Genomic DNA, 23,466 nt, shown 5'->3' with positions numbered 1-23,466 from the left:
TTTTATTTCTCGTAGAACTCCCAGTCATCCGTAAGTTTCATGATTAAATTGTAATTTTTTTTATAATCCTCATCAACCAACTTTTGATCTTTGGAATCATGTGCTTCAATTACATAATTGCCATAGTCCATTATAAAATTGTTTGGATTGTTAAATTTGAAACTTATTTTCCTAACTTCTAAATCATTTTTTCCAATACATAACTTTGAGTTATATAAATTCCCCTTGTAAATACGAAAACAAGAATCATATCCTAAAGTATTATTAAAACTTCTTTTTTGGTCATATAGCAATCTTTCAGCATTTTTATCTAGAAGCTCATTCAGAACCGCAAGATTTTTGGGTACTTGTTGTATTGCATGAAGAATTAAAACATTAAAATCAGGAAAAGATATCAAAACAGTATCTCTAATTACAAGGCTACCAATTCTTTCTTCGGATGGAAAGCCTTCCCTTTTTAATAAATCGATCAGTTTACCAGTAACTCGTTCGGTGGTTTCATAGAGTACTTTTGAGTTCTTTCGATTTTCCAATCCATAATCGGCTTGATCTTCCTCAAGTAAATCATTTAATTCCTTTTTTAACTGTAGATTCCAAGTGTCTTTTGTTGCTTTACAAATTGAATCATATTTAGAACTAAAACTTTTCCATTCGTGATTTTTACGCATCCCTTCAAAAATTTTGGCATTAAAATATGGAAGGTCAATACCTTTATGAGCCAATTTTTCACTCCACCAAAAAGCTCTTTTTAAATCTCTTGATAAAACAGCACAGCGAATAGCATTATGAATATCCCTCGAAAATAAAACGGGATAATTTTGTCCCAACAAATTGTACTGTTCTTTAGCCTTTCCGAACTGACGACTCAAAACATAATTTTCAGCGTTCTTTGTATACGTATAATATGTAATTTCCTGTTTCTCTCCTTCTTTTTTAATATCTGCTACTAATTTATTTGAAGTAATTATAGGGATGCAATCATAATTTTCCCTTCGAATTATTTTTTTCTTTAAGTTCTTCTCAGGGCTATAAATCATTGACCCCAAATCAAAAATTTCTGAATACGATGTATGTGAACCAAATGCCAATAAAGTATGTTTGTTAACTTTTCCACGTATCTTGAAAGAGAATCTTTTTTTGTCAGGAATTGTTTTATAATGTGAATATCTCTTGAAATAAAACGCTGGAAAAGTATCCAAAACCGTAAACACATTAGTTTCTCTGTTATTTAATTTAACTTCAACAGAGTCTCTATTAACTGTTTTTCCTAAATAACAGATTCGTATAGTATCTGTTTTTTCACCAAGAAATACGTCAATCGTGCTTTTTTCTATTTTGCGCTTAATAAACTGATTATTTCCCCAATCCCAATTACCGCTAATAAAACCTTCAATATCTATAATACTATCTTTTGACGTAAAAGTACATTTACTTATCTCCACTTTTAAAAAGCACATTGATAAGCTTTCAATAAAATGAAAATTTTTAAATGTTCTACTGCGGAATGTTACTCCATAATTAGAAATTCCTTTATAATTTCTAGTATCTACGAAGTAAGCCTCTTTTAAGCTATTCCCAGTACTTGAAAACCAATTTTGCCTATCTTCCCTACCCCAAAAACTATACACCTCATTAAATACTTTATTTTTTTCAAAATCATTTTCTTTATAAATTATAACCTTAGACTGATTTTGCCCCAAAGATGAATTGAGGAAAAAAATATTTATAAAAATGAATAGAGCTTTTGAAAATATTTTAGTCAAAATGATAATTTGTTTTTTATAAAAAGTTCGTAAAATAAAAAGTCTGGACTACAATTTAAATTGTAATCCAAACTTGAAAAATGTTTAGTTAAGGAAGTGCTGTAAATACAATATCAGGTTCACCAGCGGCGACAAATCCATTATCACAAATATCTCGAACTTCACTTCGATCATGAAAGGTGATGACTCCATTTCTATTACTATCATACCCATAATTAAAATTCATTACCTTTTGTGATTGCCCATGAGGAGCGCAAATATTTCCTGCGCCCGAATAAATACCTCCACCATTTAATACAAACAATTGTTCTCTTTTTAAAGCTCTGTCTTTAAACTTGTCTAGTTTCAAACTTTCGAGTTCCATAATTAATAGATTTTAGTTCATAATAATTCATTAATGCAATTCAACCATTTTGCAAGCATAATCTCAACCTGTTATCGGTAATTATATTATTCTATTCTAGAAGAATTCTGATGGAACAAATCTTACTAGACAATCGTTCATATTAATATTTCTCATAAAACTCCCAGTCATCCGTAAGTTTCATGATTAAATTGTATTTCTGTTCGTAATAATCATCTACTTCCTTTGGATATTTGGAATCGTGTGCTTCAATTACAAAATTTCCATAATCCATGATAAAACCCTTCGGATTACTAAACATGAAACTTATTTTTCTAATTTCCAATTCATTACCTCCACATGATTTCGAGTTATAAAGATTGCCTTTGTAGATACGAAGGCAAGACCCCTCGCCAAGCATATTCTTAACACGCCTCTTACCATCATATTCAAGAGCATTACTGCTTTTATCAAGGAGTTCATTTAAGATGGAAAGATTATCCGGCTTTTGTTGTAAAGCATGCATAATCAAAACATTAAAAGAAGGAAAAGGAACTAAAACAGTATCCCTTACTACAAGACTGCCAATCTTTTCTTCGGAGGGGTAGCCCTCTTTTTTTAATAAATCGATCAGTTTACCGGTAACCCTTTCAGTGGTTTCATGCAATATTCTTGCACTTTTTCGGTTCTCTCGTCCATACTCCGCCTGGTCCTCATTAAGTAAATCTGTTAATTCTTTTTTTAGGTTTAAGTTCCATTTGTGCTGCGCATTTTTAGAAACGGAATCGTATTTGACACTAAAACTCTTCCATTCCGGATTTTTCCTCAGAACGGCAAAAATTTTAGAATTAAAATACGGCAATTCAATGCCTTTTAATGCTAATTTTTCTCCCCACCAAAAGGCATTTTTATAATCTCTTGATAGTATAGCACAACGCATAGCGTTATGAATGTCTCTTGCAAATAGTATGGGATATTTTTGAGCGAGAAAATTGTACTGCTCTTTGGCTCTGCCATACTGCCTGGCCAGAATATAGCTCTCGGCATTCTTAGTATAAGTATAATAATTGATTTCCTGTTTTTGGACTTTTTCCCTCTCAATGTCGGCTATCAATTCATTAGCATGAATTAAAGGTCTGCAATCCAATTCTTCTTTTTTTACTATTTTTTTCCGGTCATTCTTTTTCGGATCAAAAATCATAGCTCCCAGATCAAAAATCTCAGAATAAGTTTCACCTGAACCAAAAACGAGCAGTGTCTTGGATGTAACTTTTCCACTTATTTTAAAAGGAAGTCTTTTTCCGAGAATCGTTCGATAATGTGAATATTTTTTAAAATAAAAAGCGGGAAACTTGTCCAGAACTGTAAATTCATTCGTTTCTTTGTTGTTCAATTTTACTTCTATACTATCTTTGTTTACAATTTTTCCTAAATAACAGTTTCTTAAAGTATCTGTTTTTTCTCCAAGAAATATATCGACATACTTTTTTTCTTTTTTCCCTTTTATGAGCACATTCCAACCCCAATCGTCATTCCCACTGACAAAACCTTCAATACTTAATACATTATCTTTTGGATTATAATCACACTTCGTCACCTCCACCTTTAAAAAACACATGGATAAATGTTCTACAAAATTAAAATTCCTATAATTCTTACTGCGAAAGGTTACTCCATAATTGATAATTCCTTTATAATTTCGGTCGTCAACAAAATATGATATACTATCCTTTAAGGCTGAAAACCAATTACTCTTACCAATCCATAAATTATATATCTCATCAGACACTTTATTCTTTTCAAAATTGCCTTGATTATAGGTTTTATATTTTATCTGGTTTTGTCCCAACGTCACATTGATAAAAACAATATTTATCAGAATAATTAAGGATACTAAAACTGCTTTTCTCAAAATAATACTTTACTAAATTAAACCATTTTGCACGTATCAAAACGAGCCTGAATTGTACTTAAAAGATTCAGACTTGTTCAGATACAGAATTCATTTTATCGAAAGAAAATCATGGCAATGCATAAAAATCCTCTCCGGTCTTTGTAAGAACCGGATCACATGGACGTACATTACTTCTGTTATGAAATGTAAGATATCCCCCTCTCTCACTATCATAACCATAATCGAATTTTTGTAGCTTACCGCCATGCCAGTCACAAATAGTTCCTGCAGGGCTTTTAACGCCATCACCATTTAGCACAAACAATTGTTCTCTTTTCAAAGTACAGTCCTTAAACTTGTCTAGTTTCAAACTTTCCAGTTCCATAATTAATAGCATTTTAGTTTATAAATAATTCACTAATGCAAGCTAATTAATTTGTAAGTATAATCTCAACCTGTTATCGGGTATTTTTATTCAATTTCAGAAAGATTACAATTAAAAAAATCTTACCACAAAACCCAAAATAAACTTATATTAGCTTTAATTTTAAACCATTATCAAAAACGACCACTTCAAAAACCAAAAACCACCATGTCCAAAAAAACTGCCATTCTACTCGGGTTTATCGCTTTAAAATTTATATTACAATACCTTTTAATAAGCCCCGAATATGATTTGCAGCGTGACGAATACCTGCATCTGGATCAGGCGCATCATTTGGCATGGGGATATTTATCGGTTCCTCCGGTTACGTCCTGGATTTCTTACCTCATCCTTTTACTTGGAAATTCGGTTTTCTGGGTAAAATTTTTCCCAGTGCTTTTTGGAGTTTTAACGCTTTTGATGGTTTGGAAAACGATTGAGGCTTTAAAAGGAAATTTATACGCCCTGATTTTAGGAGCAACCTGCATTACGTTTTCAACCTTGTTACGAATCAATATCTTATACCAGCCTAACTCATTGGACATCTTGTGCTGGACCACTTTTTATTATGTACTTGTGCAATACACGACCACCGAAAACAAAAAATGGTTTTACATGGGCACCGTTGTCTTTGCTTTTGGCTTTCTGAACAAATACAACATTCTGTTTCTAATCATAGGTCTACTGCCTGCTCTTCTCCTATCCGGTCAAAGGAAGATATTTACAGAAAAAAATCTCTATTGGGCATTGCTTTTAGGGTTAATTCTGATTCTACCAAATATTCTATGGCAGTACAACAACCATTTCCCAATTGTACATCACATGAAAGAGTTGGCCGAAACACAACTCGTTAATGTAGATCGAATGGAGTTTTTAGAAAAACAATTGTTATTTTTCATCGGTTCGCTCTTTGTTATTCTTTCCGCTTTGTATGCATTGCTTTTCTACAAACCATTCGAAAAATACCGATTCTTTTTTGCTTCGATGATTTTTACACTGGCAGTCTTTCTGTATTTCAAAGCCAAAGCTTATTATGCCATCGGTTTGTACCCTGTTTATATTGCTTTTGGAGCTGTTTTTCTTTCTCAGGTACTCCAAACAGGCTGGAAACGTTATCTAAAACCTGTTTTCATCATCCTTCCATTGTTGTTTTTTATTCCCATGTACGATTTAGCCTTCCCTAATAAAAGTCCGGAGTACATCGTGAAAAATCCGGAAGCTTATCAAAAACTGGGCATGCTGCGTTGGGAAGATGGAAAAGACCACGAATTACCGCAGGATTTTGCCGATATGCTGGGCTGGAAAGAACTCGCCCGAAAAACCGATTCTGTTTATGCCCTAATTCCAAATCCCGAAACAACACTGGTACTCTGCGATAATTACGGACAAGCTGGTGCGATAAATTATTACTCTAAAAAAGGAATCAAAGCAGTCTCTTTCAACGCCGATTATCTCAATTGGTTTGTGCTTGATGTACCCTACAAAAACGTCATCAGAGTTAAAAACTCCTGGGAAAGAACTGCTGAACTTAAGGAAACCAGTCCTTTCTTTGAATCTTCCCGCATTGCAGGCGAGATCACCAACAAATATGCAAGGGAGCATGGTGCCACGATTTTTGTTTTCACCAATGCCAAAATCGACGTCAACAAAAGACTCAAAGATGAAATTGAAGAAGAAACTAATTATAGTAAATGATCGATTTTACCACTATTGATTATCTAAAAAATGGAAACGGCAAACAGATTCAGGCTTATGAAGTCCTGACTCAGCATCATATTTTGTCTGATATTGTTGAATTTGAACCTCTTTTTGCAGGCACTATCCCTATTGCGATCGATATTGAAAGTAGTGATTTGGACATCATTTGTTACTGGAAAAACAAAACTGAATTTATCAAAAAACTTCATGTTACTTTCGGAAACAAAGACAATTATACGATTCGGGAAACGGTGATTGATAACAGAGAATCGATTATTGCGAGTTTTAAAATAGACCCTTTTGAATTTGAAATCTTTGGGCAAAATCTTCCAACCAAAGAGCAGAACGCTTATCGCCACATGGTTATCGAGCATGAAATTCTGCAATCGAAAGACGAAAATTTTCGATCTGAAATTATCAAACTCAAACAAAAAGGTTACAAAACTGAACCTGCTTTTGCTTTTTTATTAGGTCTAAATGGAGATCCGTATGCTGAATTACTGAAATATAAAATTTGAACCTTTTTTACACAAAACACAACAAGCTATACATCAATAATTTACATCAAAAACTAAAGTATTTAAAAATATTTCCATTTTTTGCTTGCATAACCGTATTTAGTGTGTATCTTTGCACCCGAAACATCGCGGGATAGAGCAGTAGGCAGCTCGTCGGGCTCATAACCCGAAGGTCACAGGTTCGAGTCCTGTTCCCGCTACTAAGTAAAACACCACTTCAACAAGTGGTGTTTTTTTGTTTCAAAATGAAAACTGTCGGGCCTATATCCGCCGCGGCGGACACAGGTTCGAGTCCTGTTCCCGCTACTAAGTAAAACACCATTTGAAAAAGCTGGTGTGTGTGTGTGTGTTTATAACAATTTTATATTATGGAAGAGTTCGTTGTTTACATTCTTTATTCAGAAAAATTCAATAAAAATTATACCGGCTTTACTTCTAATCTAATTGAAAGATTTAAATCACATAATCGCCTTGAGGCAAAAGGGTACACATTAAAATTCAGACCTTGGAAAGTAATTCATTTAGAATTTTTTAATTCTAAATCTGAAGCAATGAAAAGAGAAAAATATTTAAAAACCGGAATTGGAAGAGAATTTATCAAAGATCTTATCCAAAAGTTATAGCTGATCGGACTCATATCCGCCGCGGCGGACACAGGTTCGAGTCTTCGCCACGATGAGCTACTAAGTAAAACACCATTTGAAAAAGCTGGTGTGTGTGTGTGTTTATAACAATTTTATATTATGGAAGAGTTCGTTGTTTACATTCTTTATTCAGAAAAATTCAATAAAAATTATACCGGCTTTACTTCTAATCTAATTGAAAGATTTAAATCACATAATCGCCTTGAGGCAAAAGGGTACACATTAAAATTCAGACCTTGGAAAGTAATTCATTTAGAATTTTTTAATTCTAAATCTGAAGCAATGAAAAGAGAAAAATATTTAAAAACCGGAATTGGAAGAGAATTTATCAAAGATCTTATCCAAAAGTTATAGCTGATCGGACTCATATCCGCCGCGGCGGACACAGGTTCGAGTCCTGTTCCCGCTACTAAGTAAAACACCACTTCAACAAGTGGTGTTTTTTTTTGTTTATAACACTTTGTAATCATGGATGAATTTGTTGTTTATATTCTTTTTTCTGAAAAATTTAGCACTTGTACCCCAATTTTACAAAACCCTATTTAACAGTTCTTTGCACCTCGTTCCCTTACCCTACTTGTTTGTATAATACAGGACGTGAAAGTGCTATCAGCAATAGTATTTCAATTATTATCATCAAAATTGGTCTGTGCCACGAAACTGTTATCCAAAGATCTGTTTGCTTTTGAAAGTCAATGTTGTCTGTCATATTTTTAAATATTTCCAATTTTTTCGCAAAGAATATGCTTATTATTGTGATATACATATAGCTGATGAATGCTGACAGGATTAATTTTTTTCGGGCTGGGATTTTCCAATTAAAAATTAATGATAACACGATTGTAAGTAAGATCAAAAGATGAACGGGGATCCAAAATTTTACAGCTTGTCCCAATTGGTTATTACTTTTGGTTATCATTGTTGACGGATTTTTTAGCATTTCCGGAATACCAAATAAATGTTCGTAAAGCCCTGCTGATGCACTTATACTTAAAAAGATAATGCAGGCAATTAAAATCGGATTTGTCAATTTCGTTTTCATACTATTTTATGTTTGATAATTTATTGATTAAAGATTTCACTATTGCTTTTTGCCCATCAATAGTAAGATGTATACCATCATACTGAACGAATTCAGGATTTACAGGATTCCCAAATTCTTCTGTTAAATCAATTACAGATTCTGACCGGGCTTTCAAATATTTACTAATCTCATTTAAATCTGAATTTTTTAAACTCAATTGTTGAGTTTTGAATGGCTGAAAATTTTCTGCTTTTTTCTCGTCAATTGGTACTGGTGTAAGCCAAACCATATTTGCTTTTGTGTTTTTATTAATTAGCTCTTTTATAGTATTGAGATTTGCAATCGTCTCTGCTAAAGAAACGGTTGTTTTTTGGTTTCCATAACGCATACAATCATTTGTGCCCAAATGACAAATCACCCAATCGGGACTTAATTTTACTTGTGTCGTTATTTTTCGAAGTGCTTCTGTTGTAGTTTGTCCTGAAATCGCAGCATTAATGATACGAATATTGTCTTGTGGCCGCCTTTGATTTAAAAGATATTGCATAATATAAACCCAGGAGTTTAAAGCATCTGCTGTACTTTCACCAATTACTAAAACAGTCTGATTTTTCCTGAAAGGGAGTTTATCAATTTTAAATGCAAAGTCTGAATTTGTCAAAAGTTCTGATGCTGTATTTTGGGCCTGATCCTCATAAACTTTTTTAGCCAATAAATACTCTTCTATTGACATACCGTATAAATGTGCAATTTGCTCATCATTTAAATTTGGTAAAAAATTCAAAAACTTTTCCGGGTGCATATGAAGCAATATCTTGTCTGCATATGCTATTTTTTTTGTTTCCATTTTATTAATTGTTTTTTCTTGTGCGTTTACGTTTCCTATGCTATTTAAAAAGAGCAGCGTGAGAAATACTTGGTTCATTGTTTTCATAATGGCTAAATTTTAGTTTGTAAATAATTCTAGTTTGCAATACAAACTAAAAAAGCAAAAAAATTAGAGATGCAGATATTTTTTTATTGTTTCTACATAACTTTCAAAGGCAATTTTCCCTGTTTTTGTTAGTTTACAAATTGTTTGCGGATAGTTTCCTTTAAATGTTTTTTCTATTTCAATATATTTTGCTTCATTTAGTTTCTTTATCTGATGGCTTAAATTGCCTTGTGTTGTTTTGGTTATCTCTTGCAAATAACCAAAATCAGCTTGTTTCATTTTAACAAGTGCAGAAACAATAGCCAAACGAACTGGTGCATTCAAAACAGGATCTAGTTCCTCAAAAGTCTCCGCCATTCTATTATAATTTTGAATTTTTAAGTATGTATCCCGGAATTAAATAACCTACAACAATTGCAAAACCGTGAAGCAAAACTTTGAATTCGTCTGTAATAAAAACACAACAAATAGATGCAATAAGGAAACAAACACCACCAAACATCAACGGTTTAAATTTCATTGCCATCCCCGAAACTGTTGTGCCAATTGCAGCTAATATCAATGTATAAGTAAAGGGTTCAATTTTTTGATAAACACTTACAAATACAATGGTAATAAAGCCAAAAGCCAAAGCCATCCAAAGTTTTTTAAGAAAAAAATTCAAATGAGTTTCTGATGTTTTATTTCGGTTGTAATTAATTGTTACGATCAATGCAATAGCTACTAAAATAGGGAATGGCAAAAAATAGTATTTAAAATCAGTTTTCGTTCGAATCAAAAATTGAAAAATACTTGCCGAAGCCAAAGTCCAACCCCAAAGCAAAAATATAAAGCTATGTGCCTTGATGTTTTCTTTTGTTTGATTAATTACTTCTGTAATAAGCTTCAAACTCTGTTCCGGTGTCAATTTGATTTCTTTTTCCATAAAGAAGATATTAATTTACTCTGTAAATGTAAAGTAGTTTGCAATACAAACCAAATTTTACAGCAAAATTTTCAACTCGTTTGTATCTGTGTTTCAGAGCATAACCCTGTAATAATTGCTAACTTGTATATATTTCCGAGAAATATCAGTGTTTATTTATTGAATATTTTTCGCATTAATAAAAGGGTAATTTCAGCAGTCTTGCTGTTTTAATTACCTAATAGAACCAAATGAAACCCATCTTTGCTTTCAGCCGTGTCCGGAAGATCCCAAAGTATCAAAGTCTGACCCCATCCAGAATCCTTCAGTTTTTTTACTCTAGCGATCAATTCGGGATTTTTTCAAACATACTATCATGATCTTTCATAATTAGAATGAACACACTCATTATAAACACTATAATAATCCGCAATAAACTGATAATACAACAGCTTCAGATTTCTCTGAAGCTGTTGTTTTCCAAATTGACACTCACAACAAAGCGCAAATTTGAGCGTCATTCGTAATTTATTTACTAGCAGCCGTCTTTAGGAATTACACGTTTATAAACTACTTTACCATCTCGTTCTACATAATCACCCGATAGTATTGGATAAGAATACTTGGGAGCATGTGACACACTATGGCTTTTTATAATTATTCTGTCGTTAACTTTTAGACTATGTAATTGCCAAAATTGATCCTCATTAAAGTTCTCCGGCCCGAAACTAACGATATAATCCTCTCCGTTAATTCTTACCATCACCCCGAAACCTAATCTCGAGTCCGGCGGAAGAGAAATTGAAGTTATAATTCCATCCATATTGGTAAAATCACTAATGGACTTCCTTATTTTAGCTTCACTGGCATACACTTTTTTACCTGCCGGAGACTCTTCCCAGTTCTTGTACACAATACTATCCGGGGTAGCCTTCCATTTCTTCAATGCGATTTTCCTCTCGACAGCAGGAATTGGTTTTTGAGTTAGTTTTTTAGAAATTCCACTTTCAATTTCAGAATTCGCAAATACCAGTCCGCTTACCACAACCAGCGATAAGATCAGCGCATAAGTAATTTTTTTCATAGTTTTTTTGGTTTAATTAATAACACAGTTAAATCTCCCTTTAAAGTTTATACCGCAAAATTACTTTGACATTTTTCGATTTATTAGATTTAAATTGTAAATAAAAATGTAAACTTTGTAAATAAAACATTGACAATATGGCTGATAGCCCAAAACTTCTTTATGGAAAACGCAGATACCTGTTTACACTAATAGTACTCTTGTCTATTTCTGTAATCTGTGTGGCTTTTGATATGGGAGATGGTAATGATTTTGATATTTCAAGAAGAGAAGTTTTGCTCCGCAGAATCGGCCATGAACTACTTTTACAGTCGGGTGACAGTACATCGAAAGTACTTCCTGTAAAAAAGATTGCCGAAAATGAATATCAAATCAATTTTGAGAATGACTTTACTTTTCAGCCAGATTCGCTAATAAATATTACCGGCCGTTTTTTGGACAAAGCTCCCGGAGCAAGTAATTATATTGTTAATGTTCTCAATTGTGGCAATGGCAGTGTAACTTATGGATATGTGATCTCAAAAAATAAGAAAGACGATATTGTAGCCTGTATCGGAAGAAAACAGCCCAAAACATGTTACAGGATTAACATTAAATTTAAACCAACGGGCATTATTACAGCAAAAAACGGCTATCTTCTTGGAGGGCTTTCATTTTTAGCGTTTGTTGGATTTATTTTTTTGAAATCAGTTAAACCACAAAAACATATACCCGAAAGTCAACCTACTAATACATTCACTTTGGGTTCAGTATTGTTCAATGCGAATGATCGTAAGCTTATCATCAATGAAGAAACAATAGACCTGACTGTTACAGAAACCCGTGTATTGCTCATTTTTGCATTCTCACCCAACAAGACCATAGAGAGAAGCCGCCTGCAAAAAGAGATATGGGAAGATGAAGGCGTTATTGTAGGCCGTAGTCTCGATATGTTCATATCAAAACTTAGAAAAAAAATGGAAAATGATCCGAACATCAAAATAGTTGTGGTACGCGGCAAAGGATATAAACTTGATATCCCTTTCTAATTTGAGCATAATATCTGACAAAAAAGACATTTCTATGAGATGTTTTTTTATCTTTGAAATTAGAGCTTTTAGTCCAGATAACTTTATCTTTGAACCTTCAGAAAAATAACATTCATTATGGAACAGAAAATTCATCAGGGAAGAAACGTAAAACGTTTTAGAGAAATGCTTGGCATCAAACAGGAAGCACTTGCTTATGATCTGGGAGAAGACTGGAACCAAAAGAAAATTTCCATGCTGGAACAGAAAGATGTTATTGAAGATAACCTATTGAAACAAATCTCAAACTCATTAAGAATTCCGGTTGAAGCTTTTCAGAATTTCAATGAAGAACAAGCATTAAATTTTATATCCAATACTTTTAATGATCAATCTAACGGATACAATTATTATCCAACTTTCAATATAAACCCAATAGAAAAATGGATAGAAGCTTTGGAAGAAATTAAGAGGCTAAATTTAGAACTTTTGAAAGCCAAGGATGAGCAGATTAAGGCTTTAGAGAAATTAATCAATAAATAGTTTCGGAATAAATCATTTATAAAAAATATCAAAATAAAGCTTCAGGGGAAATCTGAAGCTTTATTTTTTTTAACTATCTCTTTTTTGTTAACATTTCGTTGCATTCACGAGCGGAACGCTCGCGCCAGCAGGGGGGGGGGTAATAGCAGCTGTAAACCGTTTTATTTCCCTTTACGCCAATCATCCAATGTCATTACAGTTTTAGTTTTTGGATTGAAATATTTTATTTCAAAAGTTTCTTGGTCTACATAATAATTTAATTCTTTCTTCCCGACTTCTACTCTAATCCAATAATAACTTTTTCCAGTATCATATGGAGATTCTAAAATGGTAGTTGAAGACCAATCTAGATTTTCAGGTATTTGCATCAATAATTGCGTAATCTTTTCTCGTTTTTTATTGTCCACATTACAAATCTCACAAATTTCAAAACTTGGATTTCCAGTAGGAAAAAAAATTCCATTGAGCAAAGGTTTATTTTTTTCAAGCTCTTCAACCCTTTTTTTAGTCCACACGTAATAAATAAAATGTTTTCTCGATTTGTCTTCTTCAAGGTTATATTTATATGTTTTAAGAGCCGAGATTTTGTCTCCTATACTTTCATAATAATTTCCGAGCGCATAATAGTTACCATTCCAATTACCAATACTGTCAATAAATGATTTAGCAGTCTTAAAGTCTTTTAATTTAACATAGTTTGCAGCATAAGCGATAGCTGCATCTCCGGTTTTATCACCTTCGATATTTAGTTCACTGATTGATTCTTTGTATTTGCCAATATTATAAAACAACTCTGCTTTAAAACTATGTAGGCTTCGGTCAATATTAGGTTTAATTTGTGATATATATCTATCTTTTTCGTTCTTGTTTGCGAGCAATAAACTGTCTACTTTTCTAAGAACTTTATCTGGTCTTTTTTCAGATTCAGCATATAGTTTAATTAAAAGATTGTCAAAATTTGTAAATGCTTCTGAAATTTTTTTTTCCTCTTGATGCATTTTTTCATGTTCCTTGTCAAAAGATAAATCCGGTTTATCATTCTTACAAGAGACAAGAAGTAAAAAAAATAAAAATACTATTTTTTGCAGTTTTTTCATAAAATATCACATAACGCTCTAGTACTACATCAGATTTAAAACTAAACTAGGCCCTATTTTTCAATTTTGCCAAATCAAACCAAATACATAACCAACGTTTCATCAAGCCAATTGTTTATCTAATTAGCATTTTTAAAGACTCTATCGTAATTGCCGCTCCAAGAAGTCACATAATATGTAATACAATCATAATCAAATCTTTCAAGTTTCTTCCCGCTTTCAATAATATTGATTTCTTCATTTGTTAATAAAGTTGTAGCTCCACCACCCGCGCAAACAACAAAAAGTTCTTCATTTAATATCTTATAAAAAAAATCCAATGCAATTTTCATTTCTTCTTCAAAATCTTGTTCACTAAAACTATCAAAATGACAATGGTAGTTGTCAAATCCAACGGTTAATTGATTGTCTTCGGAACTTAAGAATAAATTTGAAACACTATTTTCGTTTTTAGTTACGAGTTCTATAAAAATGTGATTTTTTCCAAAATCAGAAGGTTGCAATGATATATTTTCAAGTAATTTGCTATCATTCTTTTTTAAATATTCATAGATTTTATTTGAATAATCATTTAATGCATTCGAATTAATCATAACATATGCTTTAGTTTTTAATTTTTGGGTTTAGTCTTTTAAGATTATGCCCTTAATTATATTAGGTAACAAAACCATCCAAGTTTGGGTAAATATGTATGATAAATTTCACACAATTATTTATTTTCAAATATATCTTTTTCATTACAAATTATCAAAATAAGAGCCTTTTATAAATTTTACAATCTCTAAAAAGCCAAAAAAAATGCGCAAAGTTCACAGAGACCTTTGCGCATTTTTTTTATAGAAACACTTCAGAGAAGGTGTATTACCAAATTGTTATTCTGTCCTTCTTCGGTAAAAACATTTTATCTTTAGGTTGTACGTTAAATGCGTTGTAAAAAGGTGTCGTATTCATTAGAGGACCATTCACACGCCAGTTTGGTGGAGAATGCGGGTTATTGTTTATCCACAAACGCAGGAATTCGTCTTTCATTTTTACTCTCCATATTTTAGCTATAGAAATAAAGAAGCGTTGATCCGGAGTGAAGCCGTCAATTTTTGTGTTCCCTTTTCCTTGTTCGGTCATTTTAAAAGCGTCGTAAGCAACTGCTATTCCGGCAATATCCGCTGTATTTTCACCAACTGTCATGGCGCCATTAATGTGCAGATCACCTAAAACCGTATAGGTACTGTACAAATTGATAACCTGCTGTATTCTTGACTTAAACTCTGCGTAATCCTCTTTGGTCCACCAGTTTTTCAGGTTACCGTCCTTGTCATATTGAGCACCCTGATCGTCAAAAGTATGGGTTATTTCGTGACCTATAACCATTCCGATACCTCCGTAGTTAAGGGCATCATCTGCATCATTATCGAAATAGGGAGCTTGTAGAATACCTGCCGGAAAAACAATTTCATTTGCCGTAGGGTTATTATAGGCCGTAACCGTTGGAACTGTAGTATACCATTCTGATCGATCAACCGGTTTACCCAATTTTGCCAATTGAAATTGATAGGCCGCTGTACTGGCCGAAACCATATTCTCAAAATAGGTATCTCTGGCAATTTTTACCTTGCTATAATCTCTCCATTTGTCCGGATAACCAATTTTCTTCGTCATGGCGGCCAATTTTTCTTTCGCCTTTTGTTTCGTAACAGGACTCATCCATTCCAAATTATCAATTCTTTTGGCGTAGGCTTTTTGCAAGTTATTCACGAGAACTAACATACGCTTTTTAGCCTCTTCCGAAAAATATTTCTTTACATACAATTCGCCCAATGCTTCTCCTAAGTAAGTATCTAAAACACTGGCCATTTTTTCGCCACGTGATTTTTGAACCGCCTGACCCGAAAGCACTTTGGTATACTCAAATGAGGCATCAACAAAAGGCTTGCTTAAATCGTCGGCATATCTTTCTAAAGAATTTGCTTTCAGGTAAATTTTCCAATTAGCAATAGGAATGGTTTTTAAAAGCTTATTAAGGGCATCATAATAGGCAGGCTGGCCTACATTAATAAAATCGGTTTTAGCCCCTAAATTATTTAAAAAAGTAGTCCAGTCAATGTTGGGATGTTTTTTAACGAGCTCTGTCACAGCTGTTTTATTGTAATTGGCCTGCACATCGCGAAGTTCAACTTTTGTTTTATGCGAGGCGGCGAGTTGTTTGTCGATATCGTAAACCAAATCGGCATTCTTTTTTGCCTCATCAGCATTGCTGCCTGTTTGTTGAAATAATGTAACCAGGTATTTTTTGTACGCTTCCTGTATGGCCGCAGTGGGTGCATCTGATTTGAAATAATAATCTCTGTCAGGTAAACCAATACCCGTTTGATAAAGTTGAGCAATGTTCATACTGCTGTTTTTATCATCGGTTGACACTCCAAAACCTATAATAGAAGAATTGCCCACTTTTAGTTCGTTGACCACAAAATTCATTAAAGATGGTAAGTCGTTAATGGCTTCAATTTTAGCAAGCAGGGGTTTGATAGGTGTATAACCGCGTTTGTCAATAGTTACCGTATCCATACCAGATGCATAAAAGTCTCCTACCTTTTGCGCTATACTTCCTGCTGAATTCTCGCTTTTTGAAATACTGTCTAATATTCCCTGCAGACGCATTCGCTGCGGATAATTCATAAACATATACACCCCTACTCCGGCTTGAGATGCTGGTATTGATACTGAATCGTACCATTTTCCATTTACATATCTAAAAAAGTCATCTCCAGGCCGCAATGTGGAATCTATTCCGGTGATAGCGATATCTTTTTTCCCTTGATGTTTTGAACACGCTGTAAAAGCTAAGAACGCAGCGAAAAGCGCTAATGATTTTTTCATAGTCTAAATAATTTCTATTAAAATGAACTGAAAAATGTTTGAAAGCAGGTATTCTAAAATCTATATGACTGACATGTTTGACTTTAGCAGAACAATATACGAATTCAGTTTTTAATTTTAAAGCTCATGTTAGAAATACTACTTAAAAAAATCTGAATTATAAGCCGTAATTTATTAGTACTACATAATCATCGGTTTATGATTTACCGGCAGCAATCATGATAAAAATGGGTCTTCTTAATTCGTCTGTCATTTCCGGGTATTTTTCAATAATTTCATCCGACGGTTTAGGCTCGGATATTTGTGTAATATTAAAACCTGAATGAATTACAGCATTTAAAATACTTGCTACAGTTCGATGGTATTTCACTACTTTATGACCTAAGAAATTGGTTTGTCGCTCGCCTTCGTTCTGGTAATGATCGACCGGCCAATGCAGTCGGTTTTCATTCTCATCTTTATACCAATCCTGCTCCGCTTTAGCAGTAAAAACAGGATGCTCCATAGAGAAAACAAAACTTCCTCCTCTTTTTAAATATTGATTTATTTTACGAAAAAGAACTTCCAAATCTTGTATGTAATGAAACGTAAGCGAACTGAAAATAATATCAAACTGCTCGTTTTCAAATTGAATATCTTCAATTGGTTTTTGATAATATTCTATTGATAGTCCTTTAGAATTTTCCTTTGCTTTATCAGTCATTTTCTTTGACAAATCAACTCCAATTACATTCTCCGCTCCCTGTTCTTTTGCATAAATACAATGCCAGCCATAACCACAGCCAAGATCAAGAACATTTTTCCCTTGAAAATCAGGCAGCATATTTTTTAAAACATGCCACTCTCCTGCTGCATTTAGACCTTCTATCGAACGCGGCATTTTACCATAGTTCTCAAAAAAATCAATATCATCATAAATATTTTGTTTCATCTCTTATTCTTTTTTATTGAACCTAAACAGCACAATAATAAATATCTTATCTCTATCAATCTCATCATTTTGCACTAAAATCGGAACACACAAAAGTACAAAACTTAAGAAAATTATGCATCCAACTCAAAATACCTGCACCGCTTAACAATTAAATAATATGTTTTCTTAATAACTGGGGCTGTATTCGTAATTGTTTTTATAAATTTGCGCCCTAAAATATTTAGTAGTTTTTTAGCGCGCTGTTTTTCAGGCCTGATAAAGAATTACACCTTAATTTAGTCATTTACACATTAACAATTATGAAGTCCTTTTTACTTTTTAAAGTGATTCCAAAAACCTCTTAATCACTCTTAAAAAATTCACTTTTCGGTTTTGCTTTTTTACATCAAAACTATCATTTTCAATTTAACTCTTTAATTTTCAAACAACAACAACAACAACAACAACAACAACAACAACAACAACAACCTACAGTTTTTATCAACAATAAATTATATTACAATCATAACTAAATACAATGCTTAAAAAACACAACCCCAAAGTTCTAGTTTTTATACTTTTCAGTTTATTTTTCTCCATTAGTACTCTTGCTCAAAAAAATATTTTCGCCGGAATTGAAATCGGCCGCAGAACGATAAAAGTTTCTGTTCTTGATGTAAGTAACATTAAAAAAGCTGATTACAAAATCATCTATTATTCCAATGACGAAGGTCTGAGTTTCGCCAAACATATCACCGCTACCGGTGAGCTTACTCAGGAAGATATCAACAAAGCCGGTTTAATTGTTTTTACTCAATTGACCAAAATTAGAGCACAATTTAAGATTCCGGAAGAGAACATCTTTTTAGTAGCTTCTTCTGTTTTTGGATCTGCACGTAACGTTGATGCTTTAAAAAACAAAATCAGTACGCTAACTAACAAAGAGCTTGATATTATCAATGTTGACGAGGAAGCTAAAATACTGGTTAAAGGTTCTATACCACCTGTTGATTATGCTAACGCTCTGCACCTTGATATTGGTGCTGCAAGTACAAAAGGTGGATACATTGACGAACTTCAGGATGGTAAATTAGAGTTTATGCCTTTAGAACTTGATTTTGGTACGATGTCACTTACTGATGCCGTAAAAAAAACGGTTGCAAACCAAAGTCAGGCCAGCGATATGGCCGTGTATCAGGAAAAATCTTTTGATTTTAATCCGATTGTTCGTAAAAAGATAAAGGATATGCTTGATGCAAATCCGCTTTTATTAAAAAAGGAAAAAATCTATCTGTCCGGTGGAGCTGTATGGGCTTTTACAACCTTGTATTACAATGAAAATACAAAAGACCATTATCTGCCAATAAAACTGGAAGACGTTATCGATTACGATGCGATTCTAAAGAATAATTTCAACAAGTTTAACACCCTTGCTAAAACCAACGCCGAAGCTGCAAGAGTATTAAATATATACGACCAGAAATACCTTATTTCGGCAAATAACATCCTACAAGCTTGTGTGGAGAGTATCCCTAATTTAGAGAAGAAAAAAATATATTTTGTAAAAGAAGGCCCAATAACCTGGCTTATCTCTTACATTGCAGACCGTTCTAAAAAGGTAAACACCAATTTTTAAGAACCTCATCATCAAGACAAAGCTTCAGAGAAATCTGAAGCTTTTTTTTATCTATGAAGCACCTAATAAAATTAAAAATAACATGAATCTTTACACCAGTTTACAGCTTCATATCCGAGTTAATATTGCGAATGTATTTGCGATTTACTTTAAATGTTTTTCCGAAATTGTAGGATGCATTTACTAAAATCATATGAGATGTATTCCTGTTGTCTAACGCATAATAATTGGTATTATTTGTAAATCGCAACATTCTGTTTGCATCAGTATTCAAAATATTTCTATACTCCAGATTGATATTTAATCTGTCTTTTAAGAAATTTCGGGATAGACTGAACGAGATATCCGGTTTCACTGAACGGTACAAATTAAAATCGTAAAACCTGTCGATATAATAAGAGTTGATTGAATACATGGTGCTTTTATCTATATTCCCGCTAACCGATAAATCGAGATAATTTACAAAACCTTCATAGATCTCATTCTCCTTCTTCATTTTTAATTTGGTATAACTATAGTTCAAATTAAATCTGGATTCTTTATAAAATTTAAATGAGACTGAAGTACCAACAGAACTACTATTATAAGAATCCAGATTTGTATTTTCAGAGATCATTTTGTAGTCATTTAGTTCATTAACAACAGAAATATTGTTAGATGATGTTAAGTAACCGAAGTTTAGAGTTATATCTACTTTCTTTATATTCTTCACCAAATCGAGAGAAAACGAATTATTGATTTCCGGCTCTAAGTAAGAAGGATTGACAATTGAATTATTATTAAAGTCCTGATACGTGAAATTAGAAATTGATCTTATACTTGGTCTGACAACGTACCGCTTATAATTGAACTCCAAATCTACTATCGAATCAAATTTCGAAAAATAGGTGAAATTTGGCAGATAAAAATTATGATCAAAAACAGCTTCATGGTTTACTTTATCCTGAGAGAACTGAAATCTGTTGCCAAACGATAATGAATTATTAGGGTTTAAATCGTAACTAAAACTAATAAAAGGGGTAACTATATTTTGCTTCACCTCACTCCTGTTTGTTACATTGTCGAAAACATAATTGCGACAGGTCAATACCAGTGCCGATTGAATATAAAGCTTATCAATTGACTTTGAAACCGAAGAACTAAACGTCCATTCTGTAAATTTTTGATTCGACTTATTGGACGTATTCTCAATTTTATTATTGTTACTTACATAATCTAAATTGAGTTTATACTCTAAATTATTTTCTGTCTTCTTCTCGTACCTCAAATTTGTGTTATAATCCCGGATAAGAAAAAAATAAGATGCCTCTGATAAATCCGGAAAAATACTCCTTCTGTTTTCATCTACTATGGAGTATTTGTTTCGCAGCGAAAGACTGCTTGACTTATCGATCTCAAAAATAGTAAGCATTGAAAAATTTGACTGATACAAAACCCTATGATTGGAATAGTTTAAAGTTTTATCATTGAACATTTCTTCTGAACTGTTATCGGAAACATTTTTAAGATTAGAAATATTCAGAATTGTCGAAAATTTATTTTTTTTATAAAACAGATTCAACCCTAAAAAATTGAACTCCTGCAAGAGCCCCAGCGTTCCATCAACTGTACCTTTTATATTATCAACATTACCATTATTGTCCTTTACTTTTATAACAAGTTCGGTCTCGCCATTGGACAAATTAAAATAATTCTCAACAATCTGAAAGGAAACAATGTTCTCAGACAATAACTTGAAAAATTCTTCCTGAGTGATTACTTTGTCATTATAAATATAGTTTTTGATTTTTTTTCCTTTAAAATAAACTGTCTTGCTATTATCCAAAGTAATGTTCTCAACCCGTCGCAACGTTTTACCCATGTTTTCATTTTTCAAAATTTCTTTGGGCAAATGAAGTTTATAGATTCCTGCTTTTCTCCTATTTTTAATAATTTTTATCTCTTGAAGGGTTTCAACTTTTGAGGAGTCGGCCCATTCATTTTTAACTGTTTCCTGGGAGAAAACCAAAAATGATTTTATAACAAATAGTAGCGTAATTTTTTTTTTCATTCTGATACTTGGCAACGATAGCGGTTAAATTTTCAACTTATAAAGGCAAAATTTGGCGCAAATAAAACAAAATAAAAAAACTCAATTCCACTATTTTTATAAAAAAAGTACCACAAGAAGCCTATCGGATAAGATACTATCAGGTCGGGATAATATGAGTCAGATTTTAAAAGTTTTCTGTTTCTGAAGTTATACTCTGATCTCTTATTTATTTCAAAAGCATAGGATACTTTCAGAAAGTTCCTCTTTATAAACCAAAAAAATTGCACCAAGTCAAAAAGACTTTGTGCAATTTTAAAATAGAACTCTTTACCAAGTTCAGTAATCAACTAAAAGTATATTGGCTTCTTAAAGTCTAATTTTATGGCTTCTTTCGTAACCTGATCTTTTGCATGTTTTAAAAATAAGATACATCTGTTTTCGATCAATTTATCGTAATCACTATTGTTATCTTGTGCTTCTTTATTTATAGATACTACCGCTGTTTCAAACAGGTATTGTAAAATCTTAGCTTCTTTTTCATTTTCATGATCAAAAGGAAGCTCGATTCTCTGAATGTACTTTAATAATGAAAATAAACTGTTCATCGATAATTTATCTGAAAGATATCCCAAATGCAAATAAATGAGTCCTAAACCAATTTGCTCGATCACTCTTCTAAAAAGCACCCTTTTAACAGTAACATTATTATCACTCAAATAATGCTCAGCATCAGCAAAAAGCTGTCCTGCTATTAGAACTCTTTCTTTCTCATATTTCTCTTTAAATTCAGTTTCCCAACTTCGACGATACTTTTTAAGATAAACAGAATAGTAAGGAGCATTGTAAATTAAAAGCCCGTGTGTTTTGACATCTTCAAAAAAACACTTCTGGTATGCTTTTTTCTTACGGATCAATTCTGCCGAATGGCTAAGAACGGTTGCCTGATGCCTGCCCTCAAATTTTTCCAGAATAAGTTCCTCCATTGGGGCGATTTCATATTGAGCTTGATCCAAATTGATAATAAGCAAATAAAAATGATACCCGGGAAGTTTAGCAGAGTAATTTTTGGACTTATTTTCCTGATCGTGAAGTATGATATAACCAAAACAGTAGACACATCTTATATTTGAATTAACAATCATCAAATCATTAATACTTTTCAAAGCATCGTCTACAAAATAGTTAGATGGAATCTTTTCGTTGAAAATGTACTTTCCGGTGCATTCTTGCCTACACAATTTTCGCATCTTTTCCTTACAAAATGTTTTATACTCCAAAAACAATCTGTTCAATTCTTTCTGCATCAACTCAACTTTTATTTTTGCCTTAATCAGCAGCTCCGGATCTATATCCCCCATCTCTTCGTTTTTCATGGCACAGGAGTAGGCTTTATTAAGCATCTCAACTATCTCATTATGAAGCGCTGTATTCTTATTCAATACTTTTTTAAATGAAGGCGCATATTTGATGATATAGTCATATTGTTGAAACAAGCAGGTATTACTAATAAATACAGCAGTGAAAAATTCTGAGGCACAGATATAAATGTATCGCAGGGTCTGATACAAGGCAAATACGGCTTCTTCATTTTTATTTTTTCCGCTGTAAACAGATACATTTCTAAAAGATACCACTGCGGCTTCCATATCAAGAGAAAACCTCTTTTTTGCTTTTTTAAGCAGCTTTTTAGAGGTATCTTCACGAGGGTAAAAAACTTTAGCTCCCGGTTCAAAATAAATTAACTCTTTTAACGTACAATGCTGAACAAAGTAAGGTTTCCCATTTTTAAAGCCCTTTTTAGCACAGTCAGAATCCATAAATCTAAAAATAAATTCTGGATAGGTACTTGTAACTTTGTCCTGTATTTCCTCCAAAACCTCTTCCTCCTCATCAGTCTCTTTTTTCAGAATAAAAGTGATGACTGTTACTTTATTGCTTTTATTAAAAGACAGATAAACGGCTTCTGCGTCAACGAAAGGAAGCAGGTTTACAATAGCTTTTTCTAATCGTTCCTTATATGGGTTTTTCGGGTCTATTCGGAGTATATAATTCATCTTGTATTCTTTTTATGTTAAACCTCATCGATCGATCTGTCTTTTACTTTCATTTTATAACTTAAAGAACGCCTGATCAT

The 23,466-nt window shown here is 32.8% G+C and carries 22 protein-coding genes and 1 tRNA gene; 8 read left to right on the top strand and 15 right to left on the bottom strand.

The features are described 5' to 3' along the window. Positions 1-2: 2 nt before the first annotated feature. The 4 genes from ACAM30_RS12655 to ACAM30_RS12640 form a co-directional block, all read right to left on the bottom strand. On the bottom strand, positions 3-1,763 hold the full coding sequence (locus ACAM30_RS12655) for a hypothetical protein (RefSeq protein WP_369614990.1): 1,761 nt from the start codon (positions 1,761-1,763) through the stop codon (positions 3-5). Between the two features lie 88 nt (positions 1,764-1,851). Beyond that, the gene (locus tag ACAM30_RS12650) at positions 1,852-2,127 is read right to left on the bottom strand and encodes a hypothetical protein (RefSeq protein ID WP_369614989.1); all 276 of its coding nucleotides are present in this window, start codon (positions 2,125-2,127) and stop codon (positions 1,852-1,854) included. Between the two features lie 142 nt (positions 2,128-2,269). Beyond that, positions 2,270-4,018, bottom strand: coding sequence for a hypothetical protein (locus ACAM30_RS12645; protein ID WP_369614988.1), 1,749 nt, complete (start codon positions 4,016-4,018; stop codon positions 2,270-2,272). A 109-nt stretch (positions 4,019-4,127) separates the two neighbouring features. Continuing rightward, entirely contained in the window at positions 4,128-4,385 is a 258-nt protein-coding gene (locus ACAM30_RS12640) for a hypothetical protein (protein ID WP_369614987.1), read from the bottom strand. A 207-nt stretch (positions 4,386-4,592) separates the two neighbouring features. Here ACAM30_RS12640 and ACAM30_RS12635 point away from each other — a divergent pair, with 207 nt between their 5' ends. The 5 genes from ACAM30_RS12635 to ACAM30_RS12615 all read left to right on the top strand — a co-directional run bounded on the left by ACAM30_RS12635 (position 4,593) and on the right by ACAM30_RS12615 (position 7,638). After that, positions 4,593-6,119 carry an ArnT family glycosyltransferase gene (locus tag ACAM30_RS12635; protein ID WP_369614986.1) on the top strand — a complete coding sequence of 509 codons (1,527 nt, stop codon included), beginning with the start codon at positions 4,593-4,595 and terminating at the stop codon, positions 6,117-6,119. Next, positions 6,116-6,640: a DUF4269 domain-containing protein gene (locus ACAM30_RS12630; protein ID WP_369614985.1), complete on the top strand. Its 525-nt coding sequence runs from the start codon at positions 6,116-6,118 to the stop codon at positions 6,638-6,640. The genes ACAM30_RS12635 and ACAM30_RS12630 overlap by 4 nt, the downstream gene beginning before the upstream one ends. Before the next feature lie 127 nt (positions 6,641-6,767). After that, positions 6,768-6,840, top strand: a tRNA-Met gene (locus ACAM30_RS12625). A gap of 168 nt (positions 6,841-7,008) precedes the next feature. Next, entirely contained in the window at positions 7,009-7,263 is a 255-nt protein-coding gene (locus ACAM30_RS12620) for a GIY-YIG nuclease family protein (RefSeq protein ID WP_369614984.1), read from the top strand. Positions 7,264-7,383: 120 nt separating this feature from the next. Next, positions 7,384-7,638, top strand: coding sequence for a GIY-YIG nuclease family protein (locus ACAM30_RS12615; protein WP_369614984.1), 255 nt, complete (start codon positions 7,384-7,386; stop codon positions 7,636-7,638). Positions 7,639-7,852: 214 nt separating this feature from the next. Here the strand turns inward: ACAM30_RS12615 and ACAM30_RS12610 are convergent, their stop codons facing one another. The 5 genes from ACAM30_RS12610 to ACAM30_RS12590 form a co-directional block, all read right to left on the bottom strand. Continuing rightward, positions 7,853-8,326, bottom strand: a complete 474-nt coding sequence (locus ACAM30_RS12610) for a hypothetical protein (RefSeq protein ID WP_369614983.1) — start codon at positions 8,324-8,326, stop codon at positions 7,853-7,855. A 1-nt stretch (position 8,327) separates the two neighbouring features. Further along, on the bottom strand, positions 8,328-9,155 hold the full coding sequence (locus ACAM30_RS12605) for a GDSL-type esterase/lipase family protein (RefSeq protein ID WP_369614982.1): 828 nt from the start codon (positions 9,153-9,155) through the stop codon (positions 8,328-8,330). Between the two features lie 150 nt (positions 9,156-9,305). After that, positions 9,306-9,599, bottom strand: coding sequence for a transcriptional regulator (locus ACAM30_RS12600; protein ID WP_017497826.1), 294 nt, complete (start codon positions 9,597-9,599; stop codon positions 9,306-9,308). Between the two features lie 4 nt (positions 9,600-9,603). Further along, positions 9,604-10,167, bottom strand: a complete 564-nt coding sequence (locus ACAM30_RS12595) for a hypothetical protein (RefSeq protein ID WP_369614981.1) — start codon at positions 10,165-10,167, stop codon at positions 9,604-9,606. 514 nt (positions 10,168-10,681) lie between these two features. Further along, positions 10,682-11,230: a hypothetical protein gene (locus ACAM30_RS12590; RefSeq protein ID WP_369614980.1), complete on the bottom strand. Its 549-nt coding sequence runs from the start codon at positions 11,228-11,230 to the stop codon at positions 10,682-10,684. Positions 11,231-11,367: 137 nt separating this feature from the next. Between ACAM30_RS12590 and ACAM30_RS12585 the strand changes: the two genes are divergently transcribed. Next, complete coding sequence (locus ACAM30_RS12585) at positions 11,368-12,258, top strand: winged helix-turn-helix domain-containing protein (RefSeq protein WP_369614979.1); 891 nt, start codon at positions 11,368-11,370, stop codon at positions 12,256-12,258. Positions 12,259-12,375: 117 nt separating this feature from the next. Beyond that, positions 12,376-12,780: an XRE family transcriptional regulator gene (locus ACAM30_RS12580; protein ID WP_369614978.1), complete on the top strand. Its 405-nt coding sequence runs from the start codon at positions 12,376-12,378 to the stop codon at positions 12,778-12,780. A gap of 161 nt (positions 12,781-12,941) precedes the next feature. Here the strand turns inward: ACAM30_RS12580 and ACAM30_RS12575 are convergent, their stop codons facing one another. The 4 genes from ACAM30_RS12575 to ACAM30_RS12560 all read right to left on the bottom strand — a co-directional run bounded on the left by ACAM30_RS12575 (position 12,942) and on the right by ACAM30_RS12560 (position 17,682). Then, positions 12,942-13,877 carry a hypothetical protein gene (locus ACAM30_RS12575; RefSeq protein WP_369614977.1) on the bottom strand — a complete coding sequence of 312 codons (936 nt, stop codon included), beginning with the start codon at positions 13,875-13,877 and terminating at the stop codon, positions 12,942-12,944. 119 nt (positions 13,878-13,996) lie between these two features. Further along, a complete protein-coding gene (locus ACAM30_RS12570) occupies positions 13,997-14,470 on the bottom strand; it encodes a hypothetical protein (RefSeq protein ID WP_369614976.1) in 474 nt (157 codons plus the stop codon). Between the two features lie 268 nt (positions 14,471-14,738). Beyond that, positions 14,739-16,751, bottom strand: coding sequence for a M13 family metallopeptidase (locus ACAM30_RS12565; RefSeq protein ID WP_369614975.1), 2,013 nt, complete (start codon positions 16,749-16,751; stop codon positions 14,739-14,741). A 196-nt stretch (positions 16,752-16,947) separates the two neighbouring features. Beyond that, positions 16,948-17,682: a class I SAM-dependent methyltransferase gene (locus ACAM30_RS12560; RefSeq protein WP_369614974.1), complete on the bottom strand. Its 735-nt coding sequence runs from the start codon at positions 17,680-17,682 to the stop codon at positions 16,948-16,950. A gap of 520 nt (positions 17,683-18,202) precedes the next feature. Here ACAM30_RS12560 and ACAM30_RS12555 point away from each other — a divergent pair. After that, complete coding sequence (locus ACAM30_RS12555; protein ID WP_369614973.1) at positions 18,203-19,300, top strand: exopolyphosphatase; 1,098 nt, start codon at positions 18,203-18,205, stop codon at positions 19,298-19,300. 100 nt (positions 19,301-19,400) lie between these two features. Here ACAM30_RS12555 and ACAM30_RS12550 read toward each other — a convergent pair whose 3' ends face one another. Together ACAM30_RS12550 and ACAM30_RS12545 are read right to left on the bottom strand one after the other, a co-directional pair. Then, the gene (locus ACAM30_RS12550) at positions 19,401-21,350 is read right to left on the bottom strand and encodes an outer membrane beta-barrel protein (protein ID WP_369614972.1); all 1,950 of its coding nucleotides are present in this window, start codon (positions 21,348-21,350) and stop codon (positions 19,401-19,403) included. A gap of 329 nt (positions 21,351-21,679) precedes the next feature. Continuing rightward, positions 21,680-23,386, bottom strand: coding sequence for a hypothetical protein (locus tag ACAM30_RS12545; RefSeq protein ID WP_369614971.1), 1,707 nt, complete (start codon positions 23,384-23,386; stop codon positions 21,680-21,682). Between the last annotated feature and the right edge of the window lie 80 nt (positions 23,387-23,466).

The sequence above is a fragment of the Flavobacterium sp. CFS9 genome (assembly GCF_041154745.1).
Taxonomy (GTDB): Bacteria; Bacteroidota; Bacteroidia; order Flavobacteriales; family Flavobacteriaceae; genus Flavobacterium.
The sequence above is the reverse complement of the archived record's forward strand: the minus strand, read 5'-3'. Positions and strand labels throughout refer to the sequence as shown.